This is a genomic window from Blautia marasmi (assembly GCF_900258535.1).
GTDB classification, from domain to species: Bacteria; Bacillota; Clostridia; order Lachnospirales; family Lachnospiraceae; genus Blautia; species Blautia hominis.
The window spans coordinates 4,602,652-4,628,034 of the sequence record NZ_OIWX01000001.1 but is presented as its reverse complement, the minus strand read 5'-3'; the positions used below and the strand labels follow the sequence as shown (position 1 = coordinate 4,628,034).

The following is a 25,383-nucleotide window of genomic DNA, read 5'->3' as shown; positions in this document are numbered from 1 at the left end:
CCCCTCTCTATACTGCTTGGTACCCGGCGTTATATGCCGCTCTATTTTTATCGTTAAACTTACCTTTTCCTTTTTTTTCAAAGAATCCGCACATGGCCTGCTCCAGTTCCTCCCTGGTAAACATTTCTTCCTTTTTTGCCACAGCCCCCAAAACTGCTATATTAGCCCCCCTGGGGTTTGACACCTGCTGCGCCAGAAGACTGGCTGCCACAGGCACTGCCACAATATCCGGCCGGAAGCTCCTTCCCGCATCCACCATATCGGTATTATAATAGAGAACGCCGCCTGGTTTCATCATTTCCTCAAACCGATCCAGAGACGGCTCATTCATAGCGATCAGGATATCCAGCTCACTGCAGTAAGGATTTCCAATCTCTTCATCACTTATCTTTACATTGCAGTTGGCAGTGCCGCCCCGCATCTCTGCGCCGTAGGAGGGATACCACGTGAGCTTCCATCCCTTCTGATAGGCTGCCTGGGCCAGGATCAGCCCCGTAGTCAGTACACCCTGGCCGCCGAAACCCGCACATATAATTTCTGTTGTCATATGTTCCTCCTTCCTTATCCCACGAATTCCCCTACCGGAAATACCGGCATAATGATCTCTTTGATATGTTCTGCAGCGGCACCCGGCTCCATATTCCAGTTGGTCGGACATGGGGAGAGAAGCTCGATCAGTCCGTATCCCTCACCGTTTTTCTGCTTTTTCAAAGCTTTTACAATATATTTTTTTGCTTTCTTTATATTTCCCGCATCACATAGGGAAGCCCTGGCCAGATAAGAGATATCCATATCTTTCAGCATATTGATCACATCCAGGGTTGCTCCTCCCTCCTCCATACTTTTTCCATGGATGGAAGAACTGGTCACCTGCCCCTGAAGGGACGTTGGGGACATCTGGCCCCCTGTCATGCCAAAGACACAGTTGTTGAGCACAATAACTGTAATATTGTCGTTTCTTCTGGCCGAATGTATGGTTTCTGCAATCCCTATGGAATAAGCCGCCCCGTCTCCCAGGTAAGCAATGACCGGATTGGCAGGTCTTGCCATCTTCACCCCCACTGCGGTAGCTACGGGCCTGCCGTGGGCCGCCTCTATGGTATCGTAACGCCACACGTCGATGGGCATTCCCCCGCAGGCTACATCCAGGGAAATCACCGCCTCTTCCTCCATCTGAAGCTCCTGCAGGGCTTCTCCGATCAGTCGGATCGCGATCCCATGGCCGCAGCCCGGGCAGAAGGAATGACCGTCTGTATATGTAATCCGTTCCGGTGCTTTGATCACCATCTAAAATACCTCCTTATCCATTCTGCCGTCCAAGATCTCAACGGCATATTTCACAACATCCGCACTCTTTGGAACTTTGATCCCGGTTCCATAAGTATATACAGGGTAATTACAATCCACAGCCAGCTTTACATCCTCTGCCATCTGTCCGGTGATGCTCATCTCCACCGTCATAAGCGCTTTGCAGTCCTGTGACAGTGCCTCAAAAGCCTTCTTGGGATAGGGATAAATGGAGATTGGACGGATGAGTCCCAGCCTTATTCCCTGGCTTCTGGCCTTCCTGACAGCCTCCTTGCACACTCTGGCACTGATTCCGTAGGCAACCAGCACAAGCTGGGCATCCTCCACGGATATGTTCTCAAAACGCTGCTCCTTTTCTGTCATCCTCTGATATTTCTCTCTCAAAAAGGAGTTATAATCCTCCATATAATAAAATACATTGGTAATTTTCTTGGACTCCTCTTCTCCCCTGCATCCTTTTACCGTCCAGTCATCCCGGTCAATATCCACCTCCTCCATTGGAGGAAAGCTTACTGGCTCCACCATCTGTCCGATTGCCGCATCGGATAAGATGATAACAGGATGCCTGTATTTCTCTGCCAGGGGAAATGCTTCCATCATCAGGTCCACACTCTCCTGCACGGATGCCGGAGCCAGCACGATCAGGTGGGAATCCCCATGGCCGTTTCCACGGGTAACCAGTTTATAATCACACTGTCCCTGACTGATTTCCCCAATACCGCTGCCAAATCTGGCAACATCCACGATCACAGCCGGAATATCTCCCGCGATCAGATAAGAGATTCCTTCCTGGAGCAGGGAAAAACCCGGACCGGAGGATGAGGTCATGGCTCTGGCTCCGGCAGACGCCGCACCCAGGACCATATTGATGGCTGCAAGCTCTGACTCTGACTGTACAAAAGCACCCCCCACTTCCTTCATACGCCAGCTCAAATATTCCAGTATTTCATTCTGAGGCGTTATGGGATAGCCGCTGAAAAACCGGCAGCCGGCCAAAACCATGGCCTCCGCCAGGGCTTCATTGCCCTTCATTAACCCTTTTTCCATGATCACTGCTTCCTCCTTACTCTCCTTTTTCTGCTTTATGGACTTCAAACACATAGTCAGGACAGACGGTATAGCAGGCTGCACAGGCTATACATTTTTCCCGGTCCACCTGAATGACCTCGTATCCCTTCTTATTACTGACTCCGGCTTTGGAAACCGCGTTTTTCGGACACGCACGGATACAGTTGTAACACCCTTTACATCTTTGCAATTGTAATACAATTTTTTCCATTTTTTCTTCCTTTCTACTTTTTGAACATAATTGTAGTACTTGTCTAAAAAATATCATTTTTTTCTTTAATATTTGGTAATTTCATGTTACAATATCCCCTAAGGGGAGAGTCAAGAGGAAGTTAAAATAAATGAAAAAATTATATAAAATCGGAGAAATCTCAAAAATAAAGCATGTAACCATTAAGGCCCTGCGCTTTTATGACCGGGTGGGCCTGTTAAAGCCTGCCCATGTTGACCCGGAGACAGGATACCGGTACTATAGCTCGGAACAATTGTTTCAGGTGGAGATGATCTTATACCTGCGCAGATTGAATGTCTCTGTAGCGGAGATCAAATTCCTGTTTGAGCATTCTGAGCTGCCGGCCTGGAATGAAGCCTTTGAGACATTGCAGGCAGCCATGGAGGAAAAACTAGTATCCCTACAGCAGGATGTCCTGAAACTTCGGATGTTTCAGCACCATATCTCCTCCATTGAGAAGATACAGGATATAGACGGCTTCTATCTGCGCAGGATAGAGGAACGGAAAATCTTAAGTGTGCCCTGTACCAGCCCTCCCTCCTCCGCAGAGGCGGTCAGCCAGTTTCAGGGAATGTACCAGGTGATCGCCAGAGAAAACCAGGTGACCACCTACCAGTCAGGTTCTCTTTTCTCCTGTGAATTCCCGTATCAGGAACTTGTTCGGAAAGAGATCTTCCTGGATATCAATTCTGTGAACCGGAAACCGCCCATATCCTCCAAGATTTTGCCTGCAGGCACCTACCTTTGTCTCAACCACAAGCATTCGGACTTTGAAAATAATTCAGCATATGAGGATGTGGCTGCCACTCTGCTGCAGTTTATCCGAAAACGGCACCTAAAGCCTCTTCTTTTTCTGGAAAAAGAAGCTTTCCTGGATTTTATCGGGTACACACGGCCTTTGACCTCTTTTCTGGTACTGCTTTCTGAGGACCGGATTCCTGACGATATCCCATTGGTCCTATGACACAAATGAGAAATACATATAATCTTTTAAGCGTTATAAAAACGTTATTTTTTCATGCTATGATCCTTCTTGTAACAGGAAATACCATATAACAGGAAAGGAAAAACACATGAAAGATTTAATCCTTGAAACCAAAAACTTATCCAAACAGTACGGCAGCCAAATGGCAGTCCGCAGCGTTTCCCTGCAGATTGAACGGGGCAGTATCTACGGACTTCTTGGCCCCAACGGTGCGGGAAAATCCACAACACTGAAGATGCTGGTGGGACTTCTCCGTCCCACAGGCGGACAGATTTTTATAGACGGCGCTCCCTGGAAACGGGAATCCCTTTCCAAGATCGGTTCCCTGATCGAATCCCCTGCCCTATATGGAAATCTCACTGCTGAAGAAAACCTTTTGGTACACACAAAGCTCTTACATATTCCGACGAAAAAAATCCATGAAGTCCTGAAAACCGTCAATCTAAAAGACACCGGCAAGAAGCTGGCCTCCCAGTTTTCCATGGGCATGAAGCAGCGGCTTGGGCTTGCATGCGCACTTCTAAACGACCCGGAGCTTTTGATCCTGGATGAGCCTACCAACGGACTTGATCCTTTCGGTATCCAGGAACTGCGGGAACTGATCACATCTTTTTCCGAAAAGGGAATCACCGTGATCATCTCCAGCCATATTTTATCAGAAGTGGCCCAGATCGCAGATACGGTGGGGATATTAAGCGGCGGAGAGCTTTTGTATCAGGGGACATCTGACTCCGGTGAAAATCTGGAAGATTTTTTTACGGACGTTATACGCAAAGGAGGAAAAAGAAATGCATAGTCTGCAGTCTGAGTTTCTGAAATACAAAAGAACATTTATGAAAAAACTGATCCTTTTTATTCCTGTTTTCTTTGCTGTATACGCACTGGTCACTCAGGTATCCCTCATGGACAATCCTCAGTCTGAGAACAGTTCCTGGGGATGGCAGAGCCTTTTGGCTCTTATTTTTAACTGGTGGCCTTTTGTTTTCCTTCCCCTGGGATTTGCGCTCTTTGCCGCTCTGGCGGCTGCTCAGGAAAAAAAATCCGGTTATTACCGCGCTCTCCGGACCCGTAATATCTCAGCTAAGGCACTCTGGATCAATAAAATTGCAGCCATAGCCATCTATAGCCTGCTTTCCACTCTGGTCTTAATGGCTGCTGCAGTCGCAGCAGGTCTGACAACAAAGGCAGGAACCATACCTTTCGGGGAGATTCTTGCAGCCGGCATTGTCTGCTGGCTCTCTTCCCTTGCGCTGATACCGATTCAGTTATGGGCTGCAGAATGGAAAGGTTTGTTCCTGAGTATGGGAATCGGATTTGCAGGCATGATTGCTGGGATCCTTGCCGCACCATCCTCCTTTTGGTTTGCAGTCCCCTGGAGCCTGGCTACCAGACTGATGTGCCCTATAATAGGTGTCCACCCCAACGGTGTCCTCCTGGAAGCAGGCGATCCTCTTTTAGACCCTTCTGTGATTCCTGTGGGGGTTGTTGTATCTATAGCCGCATTTCTTGTATTTACTGTGCTTTCCTCAGTGTGGTTTGCCGGAAAGGAGGAACAATGATCGTTTTTTTACGTTCCGAATGGCTCCGGACAAAAAGGACAGCCATTCGTTTCCTGACTTTGTGTATGCCTGTCCTTTTTTCCCTCTGTGCAGCCGCCTACCTTACCACACATCCGGGAATCACACAGGCTTTTGCCTTTGAAGGTTTTTTTACAATCTGGACGGTATTCATCATTCCCGTGGGGGTAGGAGTCTTTGCAGGATTTCTTGTTCATGAGGAAGAACTTGCCGGGAATTTTAACGGTTTTTTAGGCACCGGTATTTCCCGTTTTCAATTATATCTGGGAAAGTTTTTCCTCCTGTTGGTTTGTCTTGCCGCATGCACACTCCTGGCCGTACTGACCCTTTGCATCAGTACGAATCTGATCCTTCCTGCAGGTGCTTCTTACATGCTGTTCCTGACTGCTGCTGTACTGGTGATCCTGGGGACACTTCCCCTTCTGGCGCTTCATTTGTGGATAAGCTTTGCATGGGGCATGGGTGCCTCTGTGGGAATCAGCATGGGCGGCCTTTTAATGGCTGCAATCCTTGGTCTTACCGGCCTCGGCTCCAAAATCTGGCCTGTGATCCCCTGGACGTGGCCGGTAAAATTAGGAATGCTTCCCGGTGCTCTTCTGCTTAAAGAAAACGGTTCTGTCAATGCCTCAGATATTTCCATAGGCGTACAGCATACCGCCGCTTTGGGACTTTTGGCAGTCACAGCGGGAACCGTTCTCTTTCTGGCCGGAGGAATGATCTGGTTTAACTTATGGGAGGGAAGGAAAAACTGTGAATAAGCAAAAAAGAAAGGAATGACACATTGAGCAAAATATTGATCATTGACGACGAGACAGACCTGGTCATGCTGCTGGAAGACGAACTGTGCGCCAAGGGCCACCAGGTGCTGACCGCCTATAATGGGAAAGACGGCATAGAACTTTCAAAAAAACAGCCGGATCTTATCATACTGGACATTATGATGCCTGAAACAGACGGATTTGAGGTCTGCAGGGCAATCCGGGATGATGTGCTGTGCCCCATAATCTTTCTGAGTGCGAAACAATCGGAAACGGATAAAGTCCGGGGACTGAGCCTGGGCGGCGATGATTATGTGACAAAACCCTTCGGACTTCGGGAACTGATGGCACGAATTGAAGCAAATCTGCGCAGAGAAAAAAGGTCACAATATATCAATACAGAACAGAAACGTTCTAAATTATATTTTGGAACGCTCTGTATGAACCTGAAAGAACGGACGATAAAAATCCAAGACAGGAATATTGACTTGACCAGGCGGGAATACGACATTGTAGAACTCCTGGCGCTTCACGCGGGTCAGGTCTTTTCAAGAGAGCAGATTTATGAAAAGGTCTGGGGCTATGATTCCGAAGGAGACTCCGTCACTGTTGTTGAGCGTATTAAAAATATAAGGGCAAAATTCGCCGCTGTAACACCGGATACAGATTACATCTTAACGGTCTGGGGAATCGGTTACAAATGGAATAAAAAGTAAAAAGGCAGGCATGATATTATGAAAACACAATCCCTTGCAGCCCAATTCAGACATACCTTTATTTACATCATAACAGCCAGCATAGGCGCCACGGTCCTGACCTATACTCTAGCTGTTATGCTGTTTCTGTGGGCTGTGGACAGAGACATTCTGCCCGCAGATCATTATCAGCAACAGATTCCTGACATTACTGCATATATTCAGGAAAAAAACATGGCGCTACTGTCCGATCAAGAGGAAGAAAATCTGAAAAATGCCATCCAAGGTGACCAGATGCTCTATCAGACGGTGGACACTCACGGCAATATCCTGTACGGCACTTATACCGAAAAACCCTTTACAACAGCAGAGGAGTTATTTGACAGCTTTGCCGGCACAACGGTCCTGCGGCAGGGTTATTACATTCATACCGTGCCCATCACAGATACATCAGGGTCCCCGGCAGGTGCCGTACTTCTTTTTTATCAGATAAAGCCCACCTTTGCCAATGACAGGGGACGTGTGATCTTTGCCGTGATCTTACTGTCCTTGTTCTCTCCGTTTCTCTATATAACCGGTTTTACACTGCTGTTTTCCAAAATATTTGCCGGAAATATCAATAAACCGCTGCAGCTTTTAATTGAAGCATCCCGGAAAATAAAAGAAAAAGACCTGGATTTTGATATCAGTTATGCCTCAGACAATGAGCTTGGCAGACTCTGCAGTGCTTTTTCGGAAATGAAAGAGGCGCTGAAAGAATCATTGTCCGCTCAATGGGAGATGGAACAGGAACGGATTTGGATGGTAGAATCCCTGGCACATGATCTGAAATCTCCGCTTTCTATCATACTGGGGTACACGGATTCTCTGATCGAGAATCCCCCTGACAGTAAAGAAAAACTATGCAGATATCTCAAAGTCATTAAAAATAATACTGAAAAAAGTGCAGACCTTGTTATGCAGATGCAGTATACCTCTGACCTGGAAAATTCCCGTATCCAACCGGAATCTTCCCCGGTAAACTTGGAAGCATTTCTGACGCAGAAAATACATGACTATGATCTGCCGGCCCGTCAAAAAGGAATTGAACTGCTGCTGCACGTACAGGATAATGTCCCCCCTGTGATCCGGACCGACACAGATAAATTAGCCCGGATCCTTGATAACATCATATCCAACAGCCTGCAGTATACCCCGCCAGACGGCAGGATCCATGTTTCCGTAAAGGCTGATAAAGACCATATCTTCTATACGGTCCGTGATACAGGGACAGGCTTTGGTCCGGCGGACTTGAAAAAGGCGGCAGATAAATTCTATCGGGGTGACAAAGCCAGACAGACAAAAGGCGGCCATTCGGGCCTCGGTCTATACATTGCCGGACAACTGGCCGAACAGCTTGGAGGCTCTCTCAAAATCGAAAACTCCAAATCCGGCGGGGCATGTGTCACCTTCCAGCACAGCATTTAACCCGCCGAAACCATCTTTAGTCCAAACAGAAAGAAGGCTGATCTTCATACATTATCAGCCTTCTTTTTTGATTCCGCTGTCCGCAGATCTTACATTATGCCTTTGTCCCCGTAAGTGCGATTCCCTCAATAAACTGCTTCTGGAAGATCAGATAGATCACGATCATAGGCACCATAGCCAGCACCGACCCTGCCATAAGATTGGGGTAATTCACAGAAAACTGTCCGCGAAGAGTTGACAATCCTGAGGAAAGTGTCAGCATATCCAGCTTGGTATTCACGATCAGCGGCCACATGAGATCCGCATAGGCAAACAATGCCGTGAATACAGCTAAGGCTGCGATCGCCGTCTTGGTAAGCGGAAATGCTATACTTGCAAACGTCCGAAACTGCCCGCATCCGTCAATCCTTGCCGCCTCGATAAGGTCATCCGGTATTCCCATGTAGGTCTGCCTTAGGAAAAAGGTTCCGAAGGCGCTTACCAGGCCCGGGAAGACCAGCGCAAAGATGGAGTCTGTCTTCCCAATGGCAGAGATCATCTCATACTGCGGAAGAATGAACACCTGTGCCGGAAACATAAGCTGGGATACCACCAGGGCAAAGCACAGATTCTTCAGGGGAAAATGCACCTTTGCAAAAGCATATGCCGCCATGGAGGAAAACACCACCGCACAGATGACCCGGATGAAGATCATCATCAAGGTATTATAATACAATTTCAAAAACGGCAGACTGTTGGTCACCTGAATATAGGCCGCCGTATTCTGAAATGACTCCGGAAAAAATGTAGGCGGCACCAGCGTTGTCTCCGGTACTGTCTTAAAACTTGTCAAGATCATCCATAAAAACGGAAAGATCATTACCACACTGCCCAGAATCAGCACAAGGTATATGAAAATATGGCCCCTGCTGATTTTTTTGCTTTTTCTGTCTGTTCCAGCCATCACCTGCAACCTCCTCCTGCATCACACGTCATAAGTAACCCATTTCTTCTGTCCGATAAACTGAATGATCGTTATCATAGCGATCAAGATCACACACCAGACCACCAGCGCGGAGCCGTATCCCTTATTATTCTTTACAAAAGTCTCCTGGTAGAAGTTATATAGGATCGTCTCCGCACTGCGGATGGCAGGATTTGTCTTCTCTATCATCATATAGACAATATCGAATACCTTCAGGGATGCCATTACACGCATCATCAGCACAAAGAACAGGGTCGGCGAAACCAGGGGAACCGTAATCTTCCGAAACTGCTGGAACCCTGTGGCTCCGTCTATCCTGGCCGCCTCATAATAGGTCCTGGATATACTCTGCAGCCCGGACAGAAGCAGGATGGCATCATACCCCACACTGCTCCAGATAGTCACAATGGCGCAGGTCAGAAGGGCTGTCTTGGGGTCTGCGATCCAGTTGATGTCTGAGGGCAGATGCAGTGCGCCAAGTACCGTATTGATGATCCCGTACTCAGAATTGAACAGCCATTTCCAGACCATGGCCACCGCTGCCGGAGCTACTACCATAGGAAGAAAGTAAATGGCTCTGAACACGGTCTTTCCCTTGATCTTCTGGTCCAGCAGAACCGCGATCAAAAGGCCGAAAATAACCGTGACCGGTACTGTCATCACCATAAATACCAGTGTATTTTTCGTAATCGTCCAGAAACTGTCACTCTGGAACATTTTCATATAGTTGTCAAGACCTACAAACGCCCATTTCCCGAAGGACCCTGACTTAAAGAAGCTCATGTAAACAGTCCGAAGCAGCGGATAAATATTCAGGATCATCAATCCGATGACAGTAGGCATCACCATAAAAAATCCCGTAGCCGCACCTTTGCTGTATCTTGTTTTTGTCTTCTGCTGTCTTGCCACCTCGTCCACCTCTCATTCTCAGTGTTCTGTAGCCAGGCTCTCATCCACTTGCTGCTGACACTGTTTGCATGCATCCTCAAAACTCATATTTCCGCTGTATACCTCCAAAAGAGTTGCCTCTACTTCCGGGAACCAGGTGGATTTTGTCTTGGAGTACGGATACTGTACACTGTACTCTAACTGGTCTACATATGCCTTTACATTCTTGCCCTCATAGTTTTTGGACCAGGACTCCCCTGTGCCGTTGAATGCCGGGATAGCTGCCCCGTTCTCACCGTGGATAATGGCTGCCTCCTCGGTTCCCAGGAATTTCAGAACGTCTTTCACCACATCCAGGTTCGGATTGTCTGCTGCTGTGGAATACGCAAGTCCGTTGGAGATGCTGGCACGTCCGTCTCCTTTGACCGGATCCGGGCATTTTGGCAGCACTGCCACATCCCAGTTCAGATCAGGATAATTGATATAAAGGTTGTTGATGCCCCAGCTTCCAAAATACATCATGGCACCCTCACCAGCAAAGAATCGCTCTGCTTTTCCAAGGTCGGAAAGCTCTGACTGGTTCGGTGAGAAATCATAGGCTAACTGCCAGTCCATGTACTCTTTCAGGCCTTTTTGTGTACCGGGGTCTTCAAATCCGGCTTTGGTCTTATCCTCATTTACATAGAAACCGCCTGCCTGGTAAATGGTGTTCAGCCAGCCTTCCTGCTCATTGTGGTCAGCCATGATGCCGTATTTTCCGGTCTTGTCATGAATGGTCTGGGATGCCTCCACAAGAGTATCCCACGTCCATGTCTCATCCGGGTAGGAGACACCGGCCTCATCAAAGATATCTTTATTGTAGACCAGCGCTACCGTATCAACATCTTTCGGTACACCGTAAACCTTATCCTCGTAGGTAAAATTCTGTACCAGATTCTCAGCAAAATTATTGGTGTAATACTCTTTGCCCTCATCATAGAGATCAGTCACATCTGCCAGGATTCCCGCTTCCGCGTATTTGCTGAACTCATTTGTATGCATCCAGAAAATATCAGGAAGGGAGTTGCTGTTTGCCATTGCCTCCAGTTTTGTCCAGTATTCACTCCAGGTGGATATCTGCACGTCAATGGTCACATTTGGGTGCTGCTCATGATAAGCCTTTGCCAGGGCTTCCATACCCGCCTGCTGGTAAATCTCCCAGCCCAGCATGGTAAGCTTCACTTCTTTGTCGGAAGAGGTTCCGCCTGCATCTGCATCTGCCTCTGTGCTGCTGTCTGTCGTTTTGCCGGAACTTTCTTTGGAATCAGAGCCTCCACCGGAACCGCATCCTGCCATAACAGATGCAAGCATACATGCTGTTAAGCCAAGCGCCCAATAACGTTTTTTGTTTCTCATAACTTTTCCTCCCATATGTCATTATTTTTTTACATATCTCCTATGTGCATAAGGAAATATGTCTCATATATGATGTTTATCATTATAACATTTCGTCATTTTCCACAAAACATCATAAGGAGGCATTATGTGTACAATTTGAATGTACAAAGTAGTATTTTGTATATACATGCGCGATTTTGATAGTATATTTAAATTCCGTTCTCTATTTTTCGCATTTTTGTCTTATTTTTTTCTACTTTACAGTTTTCTTATCAGTCTATAAAATAACAATGCAATCCCCGATTTTGCGAATATATTTCTACTGAACTCAGGAGGACAGGTATGGAAAGCTATATCTTTAATTTTAGTGATTATCAGGACTTAAATTTACTCGAAATTGGTGACCAGCAGTGTACTCCTCTATATTCTTTTGGTCCATATATCAGGAATGAATATATCTTCCATTATGTGCTTTCCGGGAAAGGTTATATCTCTTATGCGCCGTCTACCTGTTCTGACAATAAGATCCTGACAGACATATCCGGCAGTATAGAAATCAATGCCGGAGAGGGTTTCCTGTTTGAACCCCACAGCAGGCACATATACCATGCAGATGAGAAGGAGCCGTGGCATTACATCTGGATCCTGTTCAAGGGTCTGAGTGTTCCCCAATATCTGCGGGCCTGCGGCCTCAACCATGGCTCCCCTGTCTATCGTCCAAAAGATTACAGTGCCCAGACCACCACCAGCATAAAAGAACATCTGTCGGCGATCCTGCAGCATCCCCACGCATCCAAGGCTTATATCATCGGGCATCTGCATTTATTTTTTGATACGCTCATAAAAAATGCCGCGGGTTCCATCAAATCCGGACACGCCAATATCCGGATCGCCGATCTGTACATATCAGAGGCTGTCCGGTACATAGGCGCGGAATACGCCGCTATCCGCTCCCTGGATGAAATATCCAGCTACTGCAATGTGAGCAGAAGCCACCTGACCAAATTGTTCCGCGCCAACCTGCACATGTCCCTGCAGGAATATCTGATCCAGTTTCGGATCAACAAATCTCTGGACCTTCTGGCAAGCACCAATCTCCCGGTGTACCAGATTGCTTACCATGTGGGATATGAAAATGAACTGAACTTTCTAAGAGCATTTAAAAAACAGATGGGGATGTCCCCCAGCACGTGGCGGAAGCAGAATAAACTTTAACCGTCACCGCCCGCTCCCTCCTCAGCAGGGCTGGGGACCATCATACCCTTGTGCCGGTTGTGTATAAAAATCATGTATGATAAAATATGCATACGGGAACTGATACATTGAGGTATCGGACAAAACAGAAAGAAAAGAGGACTTTTACATGATTCAGAAAATTTTAAAACTGGGAAACCCTCTGCTCTATGAAATGAGTGAGGAAGTTACGGAGACCGACAGAATATTTATCCCCAAATGGGTTACGGACTTACACGACACACTCATGGATTACCGCAATACATACGGCGCAGGCCGGGCTGTGGCAGCACCGCAGATTGGAATCCGTAAACGTCTGCTGTACATGTATACAGATAAACCCTATGTATTCATAAACCCTTCCCTTTCCTTCCCGGATGATGAGAAGTATACTCTCATGGATGACTGCATGTCTTTTCCAGGCCTGCTTGTCAAAGTAGAACGTTTTAAACGTGCAGATATCTCTTATCTGGATGCAGATTTCATGCCCTGCACCATGCACCTGGAAGGTGACTTGTCTGAACTTCTGCAGCATGAATACGACCATTTGGACGGCATTCTGGCTACTTTGCGGGCGGTTGATAACAGATCTTTTTTTATGGAACAGATGAAAAGAGAATAGGTAAGCAATGAAAAAGAGGAGCTATAAAACGCTCCTCTCTTTCACCTGCCTATCTTGTCCTATCTTTTAACCGTATTATCCCTAAAATCTTATCCTCATTTCATCCGGTAAATATTTCACTAGCTCCTCCACTAATTCATATACCTTCGTCCCCGGTGCTATTTCTGCCGGAGTCCTGCCGTGTCCATCCTTTATAATCCTTTTCGCATAACGTATGGCCAGTTTTGGACTGCCTTTCTCCAACAAAATATCAAAAATATCTTTCATATTTTTCTGATACTTGCCTAATCCCAGTTCACGGAACTTATCATTCAAGAAATGCATATACTCCATTCGATGATTATTAGATGTATAGTAAGCAAAGTGCAGAAGAAACCAAAACTCAATGCACTCGTTACTCCAGGCGGCATGATACTGTAAATCAGGATTTTCCCGACTTAATTGTTGTGCACGGTCTTCAACACCATTAAAATCACTGGGTGGAAAACTGTCTTTATCATAGACACACCAAATCTGCCCTTTAAGGATCTTATTCTTTTTCACATACCGTTCCGCCATACCGATTACGCGCATGGTTTCAGCCTGACAAGGCTCAATCTCAATCAAAACCATGTCACGATAAATGGGATTGTCCTCTATCAACCTCTTAAAACCTTCAAAATATCGTGGCTCTGTCTGCTGACCTTCACAGAAGATATAATATCTGTATTCTCTCTTTTCCAGATATTCCTTTCGACGTTTTTTCTTCCACTCTTCCATAGCAGCTTTTTTAGGCATTGATCCTCCCCCAATCTCTAATTTTTCTCAGGTATGGATCAGCACCGTACTTACCTTCAAGGTATTGTTTATCGAATTTTGCATCTTTACGGACAGATTCCCCTTTATCATTCTTAAACTCTACCAAAGAATAGAGTTTAGAATTCTGACTGTTTCCCTTTGCGACAAACCATATTTCATCTCTGCGGAATACTTCATTATTCATTGTAGACAAATCATGGGAAGTAAAGATCAGCTGTGCACCACTTCGGTTAATTTCCATATTATTAAAAAGCATGATGATATGTCTCAGCAATACCGGATGCAATTTTGCGTCCAACTCGTCTATCATCAGTGTAGTACCATCCAGCAAACTTGCGGTGATAAAAGGCAATAATCCAAACAATTTCTTTGTACCGCTGGATTCTTCCGATAGATTTAACTCCGTTTCATATTCACCAACTCTATGCTTTGTAAAAATTTCCAGCTTGTCATTTTCTTTTTCTTCTACTCGAAAGTCTACAATATCCAAATCCATTTCCTGAATCATTTCCAGCACCAGCTTCTTTATTCCTTCTGAGTTTGCATCGGCCATACGCATTTCCTGAAGCGGGTTTCCATAGTTAAGAAAAGCGATTCCAGACTCAAACCAGTCAAGGACATCTTTTACAATCTCATTCTTCTTATAGGTAATTCCAAGATATGAAAGCAATGGTAATGTTTCCGAGATGTCTTCACTGATTTTTAATTTAGCAAAAACACCTTTTAATTCCTTTCCTTCATAACTTCTCCTAAACAACGCAGATCTTCTTCCGGTGTCAAGTTTTACCCGATCAAGACTTTCATAAACTACAACATCTTTTTTCACTGCCAAGACATAACGATATTCTGCAAGTTCTGTACGGAAGAAAAGTTCAAATTCTGTAGGATTTCTTTTTCCCATTATATCAAATGCGAATGGCTCGATCACAATCTTTTTCATCTGGAAAGGGTGGTTGTGATTATCATCTGTTGCATACAGAGGGCGCAAAATTTTTGCCGCTAATATTTGAAGAGACTCTAATACATTTGACTTTCCTCCACCATTTGGTCCATAAATGGCAGATACCGGCAAATAGAATTCCCCATCTTTATCTTTGATGACTCTGTCTTCATGTTCAGCTATTGCTGCTGCCTGCATATCGAAGGTCATTTCATCCCTTATACTCTTAAAATTTTTAACTGTAAATTGACACAACATGATATATACCTCCTGTTCATACCTCTATTATATCGTATATTTTATTTTTGTAAATATATATGAGACAAAATCTCAAATTTTGTCATGTAATTTACATTTTAAAAAATAAAGAAACGCAATTTTCTTTATGAAGTTTTATGAGACAGATAAAAAATATAATTCCGTATAAACAAAAGAGACCGCCGGCACCCCGGCAGCCTCTTTTGTTTTTCTTATTTAGGAATGAATATTGTGGCCTTTTTTATCTCAGATCAGTGGTGTGTGTGATGCTCTTCCACCACTACGTCTTTACATACTCTCTCGATCATATCGTCATCTGCAAGGTACGGCATGGTGATGTAATCCTGCCCTTCCCTTATCTTGTTATACTCTGCTACGGTCTCGATGGAGTGCTCGCATCTTCCCCAGCTCCTCCTGGATACTCCGATCATGGTATCCCACGGGATGGCTGCACGTAAGATCTCATCCACTCTCTCGCTTCCGTCCAGCACCATCCCGAATCCTCCGTTGATGGATTTGCTGATGCCTACGCCGCCTCCGTTGTGCAGCGCTACCAGGCTCATCCCCCTGGCCGCGTTTCCGGCATAGCAGTGCACTGCCATGTCCGCTGTGATGTTGGATCCGTCATAGATGTTGGAGGTCTCTCTGTACGGGGAATCTGTTCCGCCTGTGTCGTGGTGGTCACGCCCCAGCATCACCGGTCCGATCTCGCCGTTCCTTACCATCTCATTGAACTTCAGGGCGATATCCCTTCTTCCCAGGGCATCCTGGTACAGGATACGGCACTGGGTCCCCACTACTAATTTATTCTTCTCTGCGTCACGGATCCAGATGTAGTTGTCCCTGTCCTGGCTCCTTCTGTTCGGGTCGATCACTTCCATGGCCGCGTGGTCTGTGGCACGCAGGTCCTCCGGTTTTCCGGACAGGCAGCACCAGCGGAACGGGCCGTATCCGTAGTCAAACAGCTCCGGTCCCAGGATATCCTCCACATAGGACGGGAACACGAATCCCTCGCTNATGGCCGCATGGTCTGTGGCACGCAGGTCCTCCGGTTTCCCGGCCAGGCAGCACCGGCGGAACGGGCCGTATCCGTAGTCAAACAGCTCCGGTCCCAGGATATCCTCCACATAGGACGGGAACACGAATCCCTCGCTTGTGTCCACACCGTTCTTGGCGATGTCCTTTGCTCCCGCGTCGAACACCGCACGCATGAAGGAGTTTCCGTAGTCAAAGAAGTAGGAACCTCTCTCCACCAGGGTCTTGATCAGGTGGTAGTGTTTCACCAGGGTCTGGTCCACCAGCTCACAGAACTTCTCCTTGTCGTTTGCCAGCATCTCCGTGCGCTCCTCAAAGGTCAGGCCCTGCGGGCAGTAGCCTCCGTCGTAAGGCACGTGGCAGCTTGTCTGGTCGGATAACAGCTCGATCTTGATGTTGTTGTCCACTGCGTACTGCAGCAGGTCCACGATATTTCCGTGGTAGGCAATGGATACGGTCTCTTTCTTCTCCATGTATTCCTCTGCCACACGGAACGCCTCCGCTGCATCCTCGATCACCAGGCCTACCCAGCCCTGGCTGTGGCGGGTCTCGATACGGGAGGCATCCACCTCCGCTACGATACCCACGCCCCTTGCGATCTCAATGGCTTTGGGCTGTGCGCCGCTCATGCCGCCAAGTCCGCTTGTGACGAACAGATGGCCGGACAGATCCCCGTCCTGGGGTACGCCTAAGAACTTACGTCCTGCGTTCAGGATGGTGTTGAAGGTTCCGTGCACGATACCCTGCGGGCCGATGTACATCCAGCCGCCGGCTGTCATCTGGCCGTAGGAGGATACGCCCATGGCTGTGGCTTTCGCCCAGTCCTCCGGGTTGTCGAACATACCCACCATCAGGCCGTTGGTCACGATGACACGGGGGCTTGTCTTGTGGGATTTGAACAGGCCCATGGGATGGCCGCTCATCATCACAAGGGTGTGCTCGTCTGTGAGCTCCTCCAAGTATCTCTTGATCAGCTGGTACTGCATCCAGTTCTGGCAGACCTGGCCAGTCTCCCCGTATGTAACAAGCTCGTATGGATAGAGGGCCACCTCATGGTCCAGGTTGTTGTCGATCATGACCTGGAATGCCTTTCCTTCCACACATTTTCCTTTATATTCATCAATGGGTCTTCCATAGATCCTGTCTTTTGGCATGAAACGGTATCCGTAGATACGTCCTCTTGTCAGAAGTTCGTCTAAAAATTCCGGTGCAAGCTGTTCGTGCAGCTCTTCCGGCACATATCTGAGGGCGTTTGCTACCGCCAGCTTGATCTCCCTTTTGTTCAGGGTCAGTTCTCTCTTCGGGGCTCTTCTGACACCTTCTTTGAAGGTCGGGTATTCCGGCAGAACGGGATCCAGTTTGATTTCCATTGCTTTTCCGATTTCCGCATTGTTCATCTCTCATCTTCTCCTTTTCCTGTTTATTTCATCTAATGTTTACATAGACTTTATCATACAGTTAGTCAAGAAAGCGTCGAAGAAACGGCAGAAACTATTAAAAATTTGTGAATTATCAACTATTTTTACCGTAATTTCGTCGAAAGCCACGTATGAAACCGTAATTTTTCACAACAAGGCCCGTAAAATACAGACGGAATTTTAAATATCCTCCAGCCACTCTATTTCGTATGCTCCGGGTATTTCCTTCAGGCAGCGCTTCGCCATATCTTTATACACCTCCACCGGTTCTGTGAGCATCTCCCGAAACTCTTCTGGAAAGCGCACCAGCAGCTCCGCCTCTGTCAATGCCAGAAGCCCTATGGCATAGGGGGATGCAAACTGCCGCGCACTTTTTTGGGCATCCTCCAGATACCTTACAGCTCCCTCTTTATTTCCCTTTTCCGCCTCCAAAACCGCCAGATATCCCTTGGTTATGGAACGACCGATCAGCGTAAAGGACTCCTCATACACGCGGTCTGCCCGGTAAAGTGCCTCTGTACTCTGCCTTGTCTTCCCCATGGCCAGATAAGAACGCGCCATATTGGAATAAAACGTGGCATTACAGGGACAGTGATTGCTGTCACAGGTAGCCACTGCCTCTTTGTAATACGCATTGGCCTCCTCAAAATGCTTCTGCTTTCGCAGGATCTCTCCCATATAATTATAACACGCAGCAATATTCAGGGCATAGATCCTGGATTTCAGCGGCGCATTCATGAAAAATTCCAGAGACTTTTTCAGAAACTCCATGCTCTCCCCAAATCTGCCCTTCATGGACAGATACAACCCATAGAGCCGGCAGGTTATGGCATGATCCTCCTGCAGTCCGTTTTTCTCCGCCAGGATCAGACTTTCCTCCAGATACTCCTCTGTGCGCTCCATTTCCCACAGATTGATCTGCTGGTATATGAGAAAACGCAGGCATCTGATCTTCTCTCTGGGGTCATCACCTGCAAGAACATTGGACTTCAATGCCTTTTCAATACATGCAGCCCCCTCCCTGTAATATCCCTGGGGGATACAATACTGGGCTGTGGCCTGCATAAGACTTACATGCAGTTTCAGATAGGACTCTTTCTCCGGGTTTCTCCGGCACAGCTCCAAAAGCTCTTCCTCCAGCTGTCTGCAGTAATCTAATACGGAATCCATCTGCATTTCCTTTTTCCCGGAAACGGGAAAGAGCGGGTAAAGCTCATAATACCGGTAAGAGTATTCCGTCAGCGCCCGAATCCTGTACTCCAACGCTTTCTCTCTGTCGCCGCAGAGGTTATAGTGAAAGATCAGCCTCTCATATCTGTTTGCCTCATAAAGCGGCAGTCCCTCAATATATTCCGCCAGTTTTCTGTGAAATACCCGGCGTTTTGAGGGGGACATCTTGGTATGTATAAATTTCTGTATACTGTCATGGCAGAAAAAGAAATGTACCGTCTCCCCCTCCTGCTGCTCCCTGATAAATCCCTGCTCCTTCAGTTCCTCCACAGCATCCAAGATCCCCATCTCGTCACATTTTAGGATCTGCATACAGGCATCCATATCTGCCCATGCCTGACAGGAGGATATAAGCTCCAGCACTTGCTTTGTCTTTTTGGGCAGTGCGGCCATTTTCTGCTCCCACACCTGATTCAGGGGGGTAATATCTCCGGCCTCCAGCCTTCCGTCTCCGCAGCAGTCCAGTAGCGTCCTCAGATAAAGGGCATTACCCGATGTCTCACCGTAAACCGTATCCAAAAGTTCCTCACTGACCCGCTCCTCCCCCAGTCTTTCCGCCAGGATCTTTCTTACCGATTCTCTGGTGAAGGGAAACAACGTGATCTCCTGCAGACAGCTCTCTTTCAGAAGAGGCTTGAGCGCTGTCCTTAAAGTCTGTGTAAAAATACAGGGGCTTGTGGCAAGCACCATAATGTTGGGATTCTTTGCCCGTATCAGCAGGGAAAGAAATTCCAGGCTTGTCTCATCCATATACTGGATATTGTCAAAAAACAGTACCACCAGCGCCTGCTCCCCGATCTCTTCAAAAAGTTTCAAGAGCAGATTTCTGGTAGCCCGGTAACTGTAGGATATGGTGGTATCCCCCATGACCGGCTCCTTCATTTCTTTGGTATTAAAAAGCGGAAACAAGTGCTCTGTCGCCTGCAGATATTTATGATCCAGGGCAAAATCATGTTTCTTCAGAAGGGAATTCACCTGCATCATTATGGTATTCCAGGGCTGCAGTACAATATTCTGTTCGTTTTCCAGACAGGCAGCCTTAAAGACAATTGTATTTTCCCCTGTGATCTCTTCCAGGAAACGTTCCGCCAGATAGGTCTTACCCACACCGCTCTTGCCTGAGAGGAGCACGGATGTAGGGACACCGGACAAGAACTGACGGTAAGAAGCCTGGAGAAGCTGCAGTTCCCGTTCTCTTCCCGTACAGACTTCCCCTGATTGTTCCTCCTCCTTCTCCCCCTCCTCAGACCAGACATGGAGAAGATTGCGGTAAAGCTCCCGTATTTCCCTGCGGGGTGCTACCCGAAGCTCTGTATTCAGCAGATTCACAAGCTGCTGGTACAGGCGGATTCCTTTATAGTAAAGATGCGCGCTTTCATAAATCTCCATCATGCGCAGATACACCCGCTCATCTAAAGGGTCCTCCTGTACATAACGCTCAAACAACGTCTCCCCCTCAGCCACGGACAGACCGGCTGCGTTCTGCATTTTTTCATAAATGGCTCGCAAAAATGCTTCCTTTGCCAATCCCCTCTTCATGGTCAGCCACTCTTCATAAGGGTAAGCGTTTTTTATATAAAATCCTCCCAGAAGCTCCTCCTGATAGAGCTTTGGTTCTCTCTCTTCCATAAAAGCATCATAATCCACAAGAAAAGTAAGTTCCGGATTCAGCTCCAATGTCTGTCTTGTGGGTGAGGATACAAGATCTGTATGAAATATTTTACGGATGGTGTACAGGGCATGGCGCAGATTCTTCTTGGCAGTTGCCTCATCGCAGGAATCCCACAAAAGTGCTGCGATCTGATCCCTTGTGGCTTTTTTCTCGATCGCCATATAGTACAGAAGTGCTTCTGCCTTCTTATAAGGCAGGATGATCTGTTCCCCATCCAGTAAAATATGCGGTGTCTGTAACACATATATCTGAACTGTTGACACAATTTTTCTCCTTTCCGAAAAAGCGGTTGCTGTCCACAGCCCTGCAAAACACAGTTCTGTAAACAGTGACACGCTTCGCGATACACCGATACGGAGCATTCTGCGCCATATCGTGCTGGCTGCCTCGGATAATGGCCTTCTCTGCACTCCATTCTATACAAAATCCCACATAAAGTAAAGAAAAAAGGCCGCTGCTTTGGAAATTTACCAAAGCGGCGGCCCAGCTGCCAGAAAATTTTATTCTGCTGTCTTAATTTTACAGATACCCAGTTTTGCGGCGGTATCGCCCGTACTCTGCACGGCAAGCGCTTCCTCCCAGTTTTCACACAGAAGCAGTTCGCCCTCTTTCACCGTATGTTCCGAAACGCGGATGCATCCTTCTCCCACATAAACAGCCAGAAGATTGAAGATGCCCTCCGGATTTATCTCACAGGATTCCCCGGCCTCCAGTATGGCTGCCTCCATCCTGCCCTCCGCACCGTTTTTCAGCATCAGGTTAAAGTCTGTCACTTTCCCGTAGCTGACTGTGGGCACGCCTCCATCAAAGCAGTCAACCTCATATGGCTCCAGCTCCGCTTTGGTGTTGACACCGTGGATCATATCCAGATGCCCTTTCAGGGTCATCAGATAGCGTTTTACTCCGGGCAGGCTTGTGAAACTGGATTTCTGAAGTTCCACTGTGGCACTGCTGATGCGTGCCTGAAAGCTGCCTTCCCTGTAATCCCCATCCTCCGGATAGAGAAAGAGCTGTGTTGTGGTTCCTCCTGACCAGACAGAAGTCTGATACTGCTCAGCGTTTCTTACAGTGATACTGGCACTCATGACGTTTTTCCCCTTTCTTTGCCCTCGGCTCAGGGTCCTTACAGAATTCCCTCTTCCGAAACAGGCTTCTTAAAAGCACCATCCAGCCCCAGGAAATGGAAAGGGCGGGAAATGCTGATAAAATAATCCCTTTAACGGGAGATATTTCCGTAAATGTAACCGGCCCGAAAAACATCACAAATACCACTACCATTATGAGCACCAGCGTTATCTTCTCCTTCATGGTGTTCGGTGGTGTCAAAAATATTTTCTGGAGATCCATCTCCACTCTTTCCGGTTCTTTTTTCATACGCTCACTACTCCTATGCCTTATGCGGATGTCCGAAGCAAGTTCCGGACATCCATACTATACAATAAGCGTAACAGTTCAGACAAGCTGAACGGTTACGCATCCAGCCATTAAAAATCGCTTCACGATGGGCTGGATGCCTGCCGACACTACTTTTTCATACGGTCAGCACAGTAAATGCGCAGACCTGCTAAATAGTTACCTATAAACTATACTGCAAAAACTCTTTTCTGTAAAGCAGCAGTAAAAACTCAGGCTTTTACCGGTTCTTCAATTACCTTAGGCTCCACATCTACCACGTCATCCACATCCTCAATGATCTTATCAATGAAGAAGACTTTAAAGGTAGCTGCAAGCTGCAGCAGGAATATGGGCAGTACACAGAATCCGCCCACACCGGACAAATATTTCACACCTTCCACGCCCTGCTGTCCGCCGCCGAAGATTACCATAATGACGGAAATAATACCAATGGAAACGCCCCACACGATCTTCTGCCAGTTTGCAGGTTCCTCATCGTAGCTGGAACCCTCCGTACAGATCTGGGAGATGGTGGTGGACATGGTATCCGCCGTGGTTGAGAACGCCGCTATCATGGTGATCATAATTAGAGGAATGATGATAAAACTGATGGGCATCTTTTTCAGCAGTTCCCACAGACCGGACACCGCAATGCCGTTCTGTATGGCCCCGATCAGATCCGCCTTTCCGATATCCTGCCAGTTAAGTGCTGTTCCGCTCCATACAGAGAACCAGATCAGACCAAAGGTAGACGGCATGATCCAGTTAACGATCATAAACTGGCGGATGGTCCTTCCGTAAGAGATCATAGCAAAGAAGATAGCCATCAGCGGTGCATATGCGATCCAGCATGCCCAGTCAAACATGGTCCACCAGGTAACCAGTGCTTCTCCGCCTACGATACCGGGATCAAGTCCCCAGGAAAGGAAGTGGTCGCCCCAATATCCGATACCGACATTCATCATATTCAGTATGTACACAGTCGGTCCTGCAATGAGCAGAAATGCAAGCAGCACATAGAAGATCTTGGAAGTTCCGTTTGCCAGCCACTTAATACCTTTATCAAGACCTGCCACAGACGCAATGGTAAAGGTAGCTGTTATGATGACAAACAGGGTAAACCACACAACGGGTCCCTGCTTGATGCCATAGGCAGCCTCAAGACCTGAACCGATCAGCGCAAGTCCCATACCCAGGTTACTGGAAAGTCCCAGAGCCAGGGCTACAATGGAAACCACGTCGATGACGCTTCTTATTGCACCGTATTTGACTCTCTGTCCAAACAGAGGAGTCAGGGAAGCCGCCACAGACAGTTCTTCCTTCTTGTTGAAATAAATGTAAGCCATTGCACATCCAACGATGGAGTACATTGCATAAGGGATAAAGGTCCAGTTATAGAACACACGTCCCATACCGAACATGGCAGCTTCCTGGGTCAGCGGCTCTATGCCGTAGCCTCCCAGCTCCCCGTAAATACTGCCGTAATAAATCATAACCTCATTGGCACCGTACACGATACATCCTGTAGCGATACCGCCTGTCAGCGTCATGGCGAACCATGAACCGAAGGAGTGCTTTGCTTTCGCATTACGCCCTCCGAACCTGACCTTGCCCAGTTTGGAAAATGTAAGGATCATAACCACAACCAGACAGAAAATAGCTACCAACTGATACAGCCATCCAAAACTTTTCAGGGACCATCCGAAAATAGCAGAGCAGACCTTGGTCAGCCAGTCATTTTTCAGGATTCCCAGAAGTGCGCCGCCGCCGATGATGGCGAATGCCGGTATAAATACACTCCACCGGACAGCTTTTTGTTGCTTCTTTTCTCCACTCATAGAATACCTCCTGGTAATATAATTTTTCCCGCAGCCGCCCGGTATATGGCAGGGCAGCCGCCTATGTAATGCGGACGGTTTCCCGCCGCTTTACTGCATAATAGCGTCTCGGCCAAATAGCCGCTTTTTTCCGTACATTACAGACTCTTCAGGAAATCATATGTCTTCTGGATATCCACAGACATGTTCCTGTCATTGTCCAGATACGGAACCTCTTTACGGTAAGATTCAAACAGAGGCCTTGTCCCCTCTCCAAGCTGTGGTATTTCTCTTAGATCCACGGCCTGTGCTGCATGCATCAGCTCAATGGCTGCCATATAATACAGGTTATCAATGATCTTCCGCATATTTGCTGCAGCCATGGTTGAGTTGCTGGCTGTATCCTCAATATGGCCTGCCATACTAAGGAAGTCAAGGGAGCATGGATTTGCATACATACGGTTCTCTGTATCCAGATAAGACACCGTCTTCTGTATGGTTCCGTAAGCTATGACAGCCCCCTCGGCAGGTGTCAAGAAACGGTTCAGCTTCGTAAATCCCGGGTCGCCGATCCTTAAGATCTGCTGGGAGATCATTTTTGACATATGAGCCAGTCCCGTGCTTGCCATCTCCACTGCCAGAACCCAGGTAAGCGGCTCAAAATTGGGGCTTCCGCACATCCTGTCCTCCTCCGGAAGCAGACAGGGATTGTCATCCGTGGCATTTAGCTCCACTTTAAGCTGCTGCTTCAGATAAGCCAGGGCATCCATCACAGAACCCGTTATGGCGCTCTGGCACCGGAAACTCAGCGGATCCTGAAGGGCTCTGCCCTCCCAGGGTTTCTCAAGATAGCTGCCTTTTAAAAGCTCCCTGCACTTTCTGGCTGACTCCATCTGGCCCTGATAACCGCGTTCCCGGTTTACGCTTTCGTCCATAGGGTCAAGCACGCCGTTCAGCCCTTCAAGCGCCAGACAGAATACCTTTCTGTAACGCTCAATAAACTGTTCCGCCTCAATGACTCCCATGGCTGCGAAAGCGGCTCCCTGGGCATTGGAGGAGACAATGCCCAGGCCGTCCTTTGGTCCCAGCTTCAGAGGTTTCAGACCGGAAAGTTCCAGCGCTTTTGCACTTTCCATGCGCTGATTCTGATAATAGGCCTCGCCTTCCCCGATAGCGGTAAGGCCAATGGCCGGGAGGGTTGCTATATCCGCTTCCCCCACGCTGCCCCGGCTCTTTATGACCGGATGCACACCCCTGTTTAAAAATTCCACATAATATTCCACGATCTCAGGAGCCACCCCTGTATGTCCGCAGAGAAAACCGTTTAACCGCACAGCCATTATGGTTCTGATCTCCGGGATACTGCACTCCGGTCCCACACCGATCATATGGCTTCTCAGCAGATTTTTATTGTATGCGTCATACCGGTCAGCATATACCACTTTGTCTTTGTTCCAGCCCACGCCTGTGTTCAGACCATAGACTGCAATACCGCGTCTGTCCAGCTCAAAGATCAGCTCTCTGGCTTTCTGTACTTTGGTCATAGCCTCTGGGTCCACTTCCACTTTTGCATTTTCTAACGCGATTTCTTTTATCTGGGAAATTGTCAGCTCACTTCCCGTCAGCCGAATTACCTTCTCCTGCAT

The 25,383-nt window shown here is 47.5% G+C and carries 23 protein-coding genes; 8 read left to right on the top strand and 15 right to left on the bottom strand.

What is annotated here, in order from left to right; genetic code table 11:
- Positions 1 to 7: 7 nt before the first annotated feature.
- From C6P39_RS20245 to C6P39_RS20230, 4 genes are read right to left on the bottom strand one after another with little or no spacing between them, the layout of a single operon-like run.
- A complete protein-coding gene (locus tag C6P39_RS20245; RefSeq protein WP_104804981.1) occupies positions 8 to 547 on the bottom strand; it encodes a 2-oxoacid:acceptor oxidoreductase family protein in 540 nt (179 codons plus the stop codon).
- A gap of 14 nt (positions 548 to 561) precedes the next feature.
- The gene (locus tag C6P39_RS20240) at positions 562 to 1,287 is read right to left on the bottom strand and encodes a thiamine pyrophosphate-dependent enzyme (protein ID WP_104804980.1); all 726 of its coding nucleotides are present in this window, start codon (positions 1,285 to 1,287) and stop codon (positions 562 to 564) included.
- Positions 1,288 to 2,355, bottom strand: coding sequence for a 3-methyl-2-oxobutanoate dehydrogenase subunit VorB (vorB, locus tag C6P39_RS20235; RefSeq protein ID WP_104804979.1), 1,068 nt, complete (start codon positions 2,353 to 2,355; stop codon positions 1,288 to 1,290). It lies immediately after the preceding gene.
- A gap of 16 nt (positions 2,356 to 2,371) precedes the next feature.
- On the bottom strand, positions 2,372 to 2,587 hold the full coding sequence (locus C6P39_RS20230) for a 4Fe-4S dicluster domain-containing protein (protein WP_104804978.1): 216 nt from the start codon (positions 2,585 to 2,587) through the stop codon (positions 2,372 to 2,374).
- A gap of 130 nt (positions 2,588 to 2,717) precedes the next feature.
- On the opposite strand from C6P39_RS20230, the gene C6P39_RS20225 reads away from it, so the two are divergent.
- The 6 genes from C6P39_RS20225 (at position 2,718) to C6P39_RS20200 (ending at position 8,090) form a co-directional block, all read left to right on the top strand.
- Positions 2,718 to 3,572, top strand: coding sequence for a MerR family transcriptional regulator (locus tag C6P39_RS20225; RefSeq protein ID WP_104804977.1), 855 nt, complete (start codon positions 2,718 to 2,720; stop codon positions 3,570 to 3,572).
- Between the two features lie 109 nt (positions 3,573 to 3,681).
- Entirely contained in the window at positions 3,682 to 4,389 is a 708-nt protein-coding gene (locus C6P39_RS20220) for a lantibiotic protection ABC transporter ATP-binding protein (protein ID WP_104804976.1), read from the top strand.
- On the top strand, positions 4,382 to 5,152 hold the full coding sequence (locus tag C6P39_RS20215) for a lantibiotic immunity ABC transporter MutE/EpiE family permease subunit (protein WP_104804975.1): 771 nt from the start codon (positions 4,382 to 4,384) through the stop codon (positions 5,150 to 5,152). The genes C6P39_RS20220 and C6P39_RS20215 overlap by 8 nt, the downstream gene beginning before the upstream one ends.
- Positions 5,149 to 5,928 carry a lantibiotic immunity ABC transporter MutG family permease subunit gene (locus C6P39_RS20210; protein WP_104804974.1) on the top strand — a complete coding sequence of 260 codons (780 nt, stop codon included), beginning with the start codon at positions 5,149 to 5,151 and terminating at the stop codon, positions 5,926 to 5,928. The genes C6P39_RS20215 and C6P39_RS20210 overlap by 4 nt, the downstream gene beginning before the upstream one ends.
- A 23-nt stretch (positions 5,929 to 5,951) precedes the next feature.
- Positions 5,952 to 6,644: a response regulator transcription factor gene (locus C6P39_RS20205; protein ID WP_104804973.1), complete on the top strand. Its 693-nt coding sequence runs from the start codon at positions 5,952 to 5,954 to the stop codon at positions 6,642 to 6,644.
- Positions 6,645 to 6,662: 18 nt separating this feature from the next.
- Positions 6,663 to 8,090, top strand: a complete 1,428-nt coding sequence (locus tag C6P39_RS20200; protein WP_104804972.1) for a sensor histidine kinase — start codon at positions 6,663 to 6,665, stop codon at positions 8,088 to 8,090.
- Between the two features lie 94 nt (positions 8,091 to 8,184).
- Here C6P39_RS20200 and C6P39_RS20195 read toward each other — a convergent pair whose 3' ends face one another.
- The 3 genes from C6P39_RS20195 to C6P39_RS20185 form a co-directional block, all read right to left on the bottom strand.
- The gene (locus tag C6P39_RS20195; RefSeq protein ID WP_065542337.1) at positions 8,185 to 9,033 is read right to left on the bottom strand and encodes a carbohydrate ABC transporter permease; all 849 of its coding nucleotides are present in this window, start codon (positions 9,031 to 9,033) and stop codon (positions 8,185 to 8,187) included.
- Between the two features lie 21 nt (positions 9,034 to 9,054).
- A complete protein-coding gene (locus C6P39_RS20190; protein ID WP_095175375.1) occupies positions 9,055 to 9,903 on the bottom strand; it encodes a carbohydrate ABC transporter permease in 849 nt (282 codons plus the stop codon).
- Positions 9,904 to 9,981: 78 nt separating this feature from the next.
- Complete coding sequence (locus C6P39_RS20185; RefSeq protein ID WP_242987089.1) at positions 9,982 to 11,337, bottom strand: ABC transporter substrate-binding protein; 1,356 nt, start codon at positions 11,335 to 11,337, stop codon at positions 9,982 to 9,984.
- A 324-nt stretch (positions 11,338 to 11,661) separates the two neighbouring features.
- Between C6P39_RS20185 and C6P39_RS20180 the strand changes: the two genes are divergently transcribed.
- Both C6P39_RS20180 and C6P39_RS20175 read left to right on the top strand, forming a co-directional pair.
- Entirely contained in the window at positions 11,662 to 12,534 is an 873-nt protein-coding gene (locus C6P39_RS20180) for an AraC family transcriptional regulator (RefSeq protein ID WP_095175154.1), read from the top strand.
- A 148-nt stretch (positions 12,535 to 12,682) separates the two neighbouring features.
- A complete protein-coding gene (locus C6P39_RS20175; RefSeq protein ID WP_104804970.1) occupies positions 12,683 to 13,174 on the top strand; it encodes a peptide deformylase in 492 nt (163 codons plus the stop codon).
- A gap of 81 nt (positions 13,175 to 13,255) precedes the next feature.
- Here C6P39_RS20175 and C6P39_RS20170 read toward each other — a convergent pair whose 3' ends face one another.
- The 8 genes from C6P39_RS20170 to C6P39_RS20135 form a co-directional block, all read right to left on the bottom strand.
- Positions 13,256 to 13,951, bottom strand: a complete 696-nt coding sequence (locus tag C6P39_RS20170; RefSeq protein ID WP_104804969.1) for an RloB family protein — start codon at positions 13,949 to 13,951, stop codon at positions 13,256 to 13,258.
- Complete coding sequence (locus C6P39_RS20165) at positions 13,944 to 15,170, bottom strand: AAA family ATPase (protein ID WP_104804968.1); 1,227 nt, start codon at positions 15,168 to 15,170, stop codon at positions 13,944 to 13,946. Before C6P39_RS20165 ends, C6P39_RS20170 begins: the two co-directional genes overlap by 8 nt.
- Before the next feature lie 251 nt (positions 15,171 to 15,421).
- Entirely contained in the window at positions 15,422 to 17,602 is a 2,181-nt protein-coding gene (locus tag C6P39_RS20160) for a urocanate hydratase (protein WP_158661644.1), read from the bottom strand.
- Between the two features lie 201 nt (positions 17,603 to 17,803).
- Complete coding sequence (locus tag C6P39_RS20155) at positions 17,804 to 20,788, bottom strand: AAA family ATPase (protein WP_158661643.1); 2,985 nt, start codon at positions 20,786 to 20,788, stop codon at positions 17,804 to 17,806.
- Between the two features lie 237 nt (positions 20,789 to 21,025).
- Positions 21,026 to 21,610, bottom strand: coding sequence for a HutD family protein (locus C6P39_RS20150; RefSeq protein WP_104804966.1), 585 nt, complete (start codon positions 21,608 to 21,610; stop codon positions 21,026 to 21,028).
- Positions 21,579 to 21,899 (bottom strand): hypothetical protein, encoded by a 321-nt coding sequence (locus C6P39_RS20145; RefSeq protein ID WP_095175150.1) that lies wholly within the window; start codon positions 21,897 to 21,899, stop codon positions 21,579 to 21,581. The genes C6P39_RS20150 and C6P39_RS20145 overlap by 32 nt, the downstream gene beginning before the upstream one ends.
- Before the next feature lie 251 nt (positions 21,900 to 22,150).
- Positions 22,151 to 23,758, bottom strand: a complete 1,608-nt coding sequence (locus tag C6P39_RS20140; protein WP_104804965.1) for a BCCT family transporter — start codon at positions 23,756 to 23,758, stop codon at positions 22,151 to 22,153.
- A gap of 137 nt (positions 23,759 to 23,895) precedes the next feature.
- The gene (locus C6P39_RS20135; protein WP_095175148.1) at positions 23,896 to 25,383 is read right to left on the bottom strand and encodes an HAL/PAL/TAL family ammonia-lyase; all 1,488 of its coding nucleotides are present in this window, start codon (positions 25,381 to 25,383) and stop codon (positions 23,896 to 23,898) included.

Excerpts from the sequence above, each read along its gene's own strand:
- C6P39_RS20150 (WP_104804966.1), bottom strand. The coding sequence starts at position 21,610 with ATGAGTGCCAGTATCACTGTAAGAAACGCTGAGCAGTATCAGACTTCT.
- C6P39_RS20220 (WP_104804976.1), top strand. The coding sequence starts at position 3,682 with ATGAAAGATTTAATCCTTGAAACCAAAAACTTATCCAAACAGTACGGC.
- vorB (WP_104804979.1), bottom strand. The coding sequence starts at position 2,355 with ATGGAAAAAGGGTTAATGAAGGGCAATGAAGCCCTGGCGGAGGCCATG.
- C6P39_RS20175 (WP_104804970.1), top strand. The coding sequence starts at position 12,683 with ATGATTCAGAAAATTTTAAAACTGGGAAACCCTCTGCTCTATGAAATG.
- C6P39_RS20240 (WP_104804980.1), bottom strand. The coding sequence starts at position 1,287 with ATGGTGATCAAAGCACCGGAACGGATTACATATACAGACGGTCATTCC.
- C6P39_RS20145 (WP_095175150.1), bottom strand. The coding sequence starts at position 21,899 with ATGAAAAAAGAACCGGAAAGAGTGGAGATGGATCTCCAGAAAATATTT.
- C6P39_RS20200 (WP_104804972.1), top strand. The coding sequence starts at position 6,663 with ATGAAAACACAATCCCTTGCAGCCCAATTCAGACATACCTTTATTTAC.
- C6P39_RS20215 (WP_104804975.1), top strand. The coding sequence starts at position 4,382 with ATGCATAGTCTGCAGTCTGAGTTTCTGAAATACAAAAGAACATTTATG.
- C6P39_RS20230 (WP_104804978.1), bottom strand. The coding sequence starts at position 2,587 with ATGGAAAAAATTGTATTACAATTGCAAAGATGTAAAGGGTGTTACAAC.
- C6P39_RS20195 (WP_065542337.1), bottom strand. The coding sequence starts at position 9,033 with ATGGCTGGAACAGACAGAAAAAGCAAAAAAATCAGCAGGGGCCATATT.
- C6P39_RS20135 (WP_095175148.1), bottom strand. The coding sequence starts at position 25,383 with ATGCAGGAGAAGGTAATTCGGCTGACGGGAAGTGAGCTGACAATTTCC.
- C6P39_RS20245 (WP_104804981.1), bottom strand. The coding sequence starts at position 547 with ATGACAACAGAAATTATATGTGCGGGTTTCGGCGGCCAGGGTGTACTG.
- C6P39_RS20185 (WP_242987089.1), bottom strand. The coding sequence starts at position 11,337 with ATGAGAAACAAAAAACGTTATTGGGCGCTTGGCTTAACAGCATGTATG.
- C6P39_RS20225 (WP_104804977.1), top strand. The coding sequence starts at position 2,718 with ATGAAAAAATTATATAAAATCGGAGAAATCTCAAAAATAAAGCATGTA.
- C6P39_RS20180 (WP_095175154.1), top strand. The coding sequence starts at position 11,662 with ATGGAAAGCTATATCTTTAATTTTAGTGATTATCAGGACTTAAATTTA.
- C6P39_RS20190 (WP_095175375.1), bottom strand. The coding sequence starts at position 9,903 with ATGGTGATGCCTACTGTCATCGGATTGATGATCCTGAATATTTATCCG.
- C6P39_RS20210 (WP_104804974.1), top strand. The coding sequence starts at position 5,149 with ATGATCGTTTTTTTACGTTCCGAATGGCTCCGGACAAAAAGGACAGCC.
- C6P39_RS20140 (WP_104804965.1), bottom strand. The coding sequence starts at position 23,758 with ATGAGTGGAGAAAAGAAGCAACAAAAAGCTGTCCGGTGGAGTGTATTT.
- C6P39_RS20165 (WP_104804968.1), bottom strand. The coding sequence starts at position 15,170 with ATGTTGTGTCAATTTACAGTTAAAAATTTTAAGAGTATAAGGGATGAA.
- C6P39_RS20170 (WP_104804969.1), bottom strand. The coding sequence starts at position 13,951 with ATGCCTAAAAAAGCTGCTATGGAAGAGTGGAAGAAAAAACGTCGAAAG.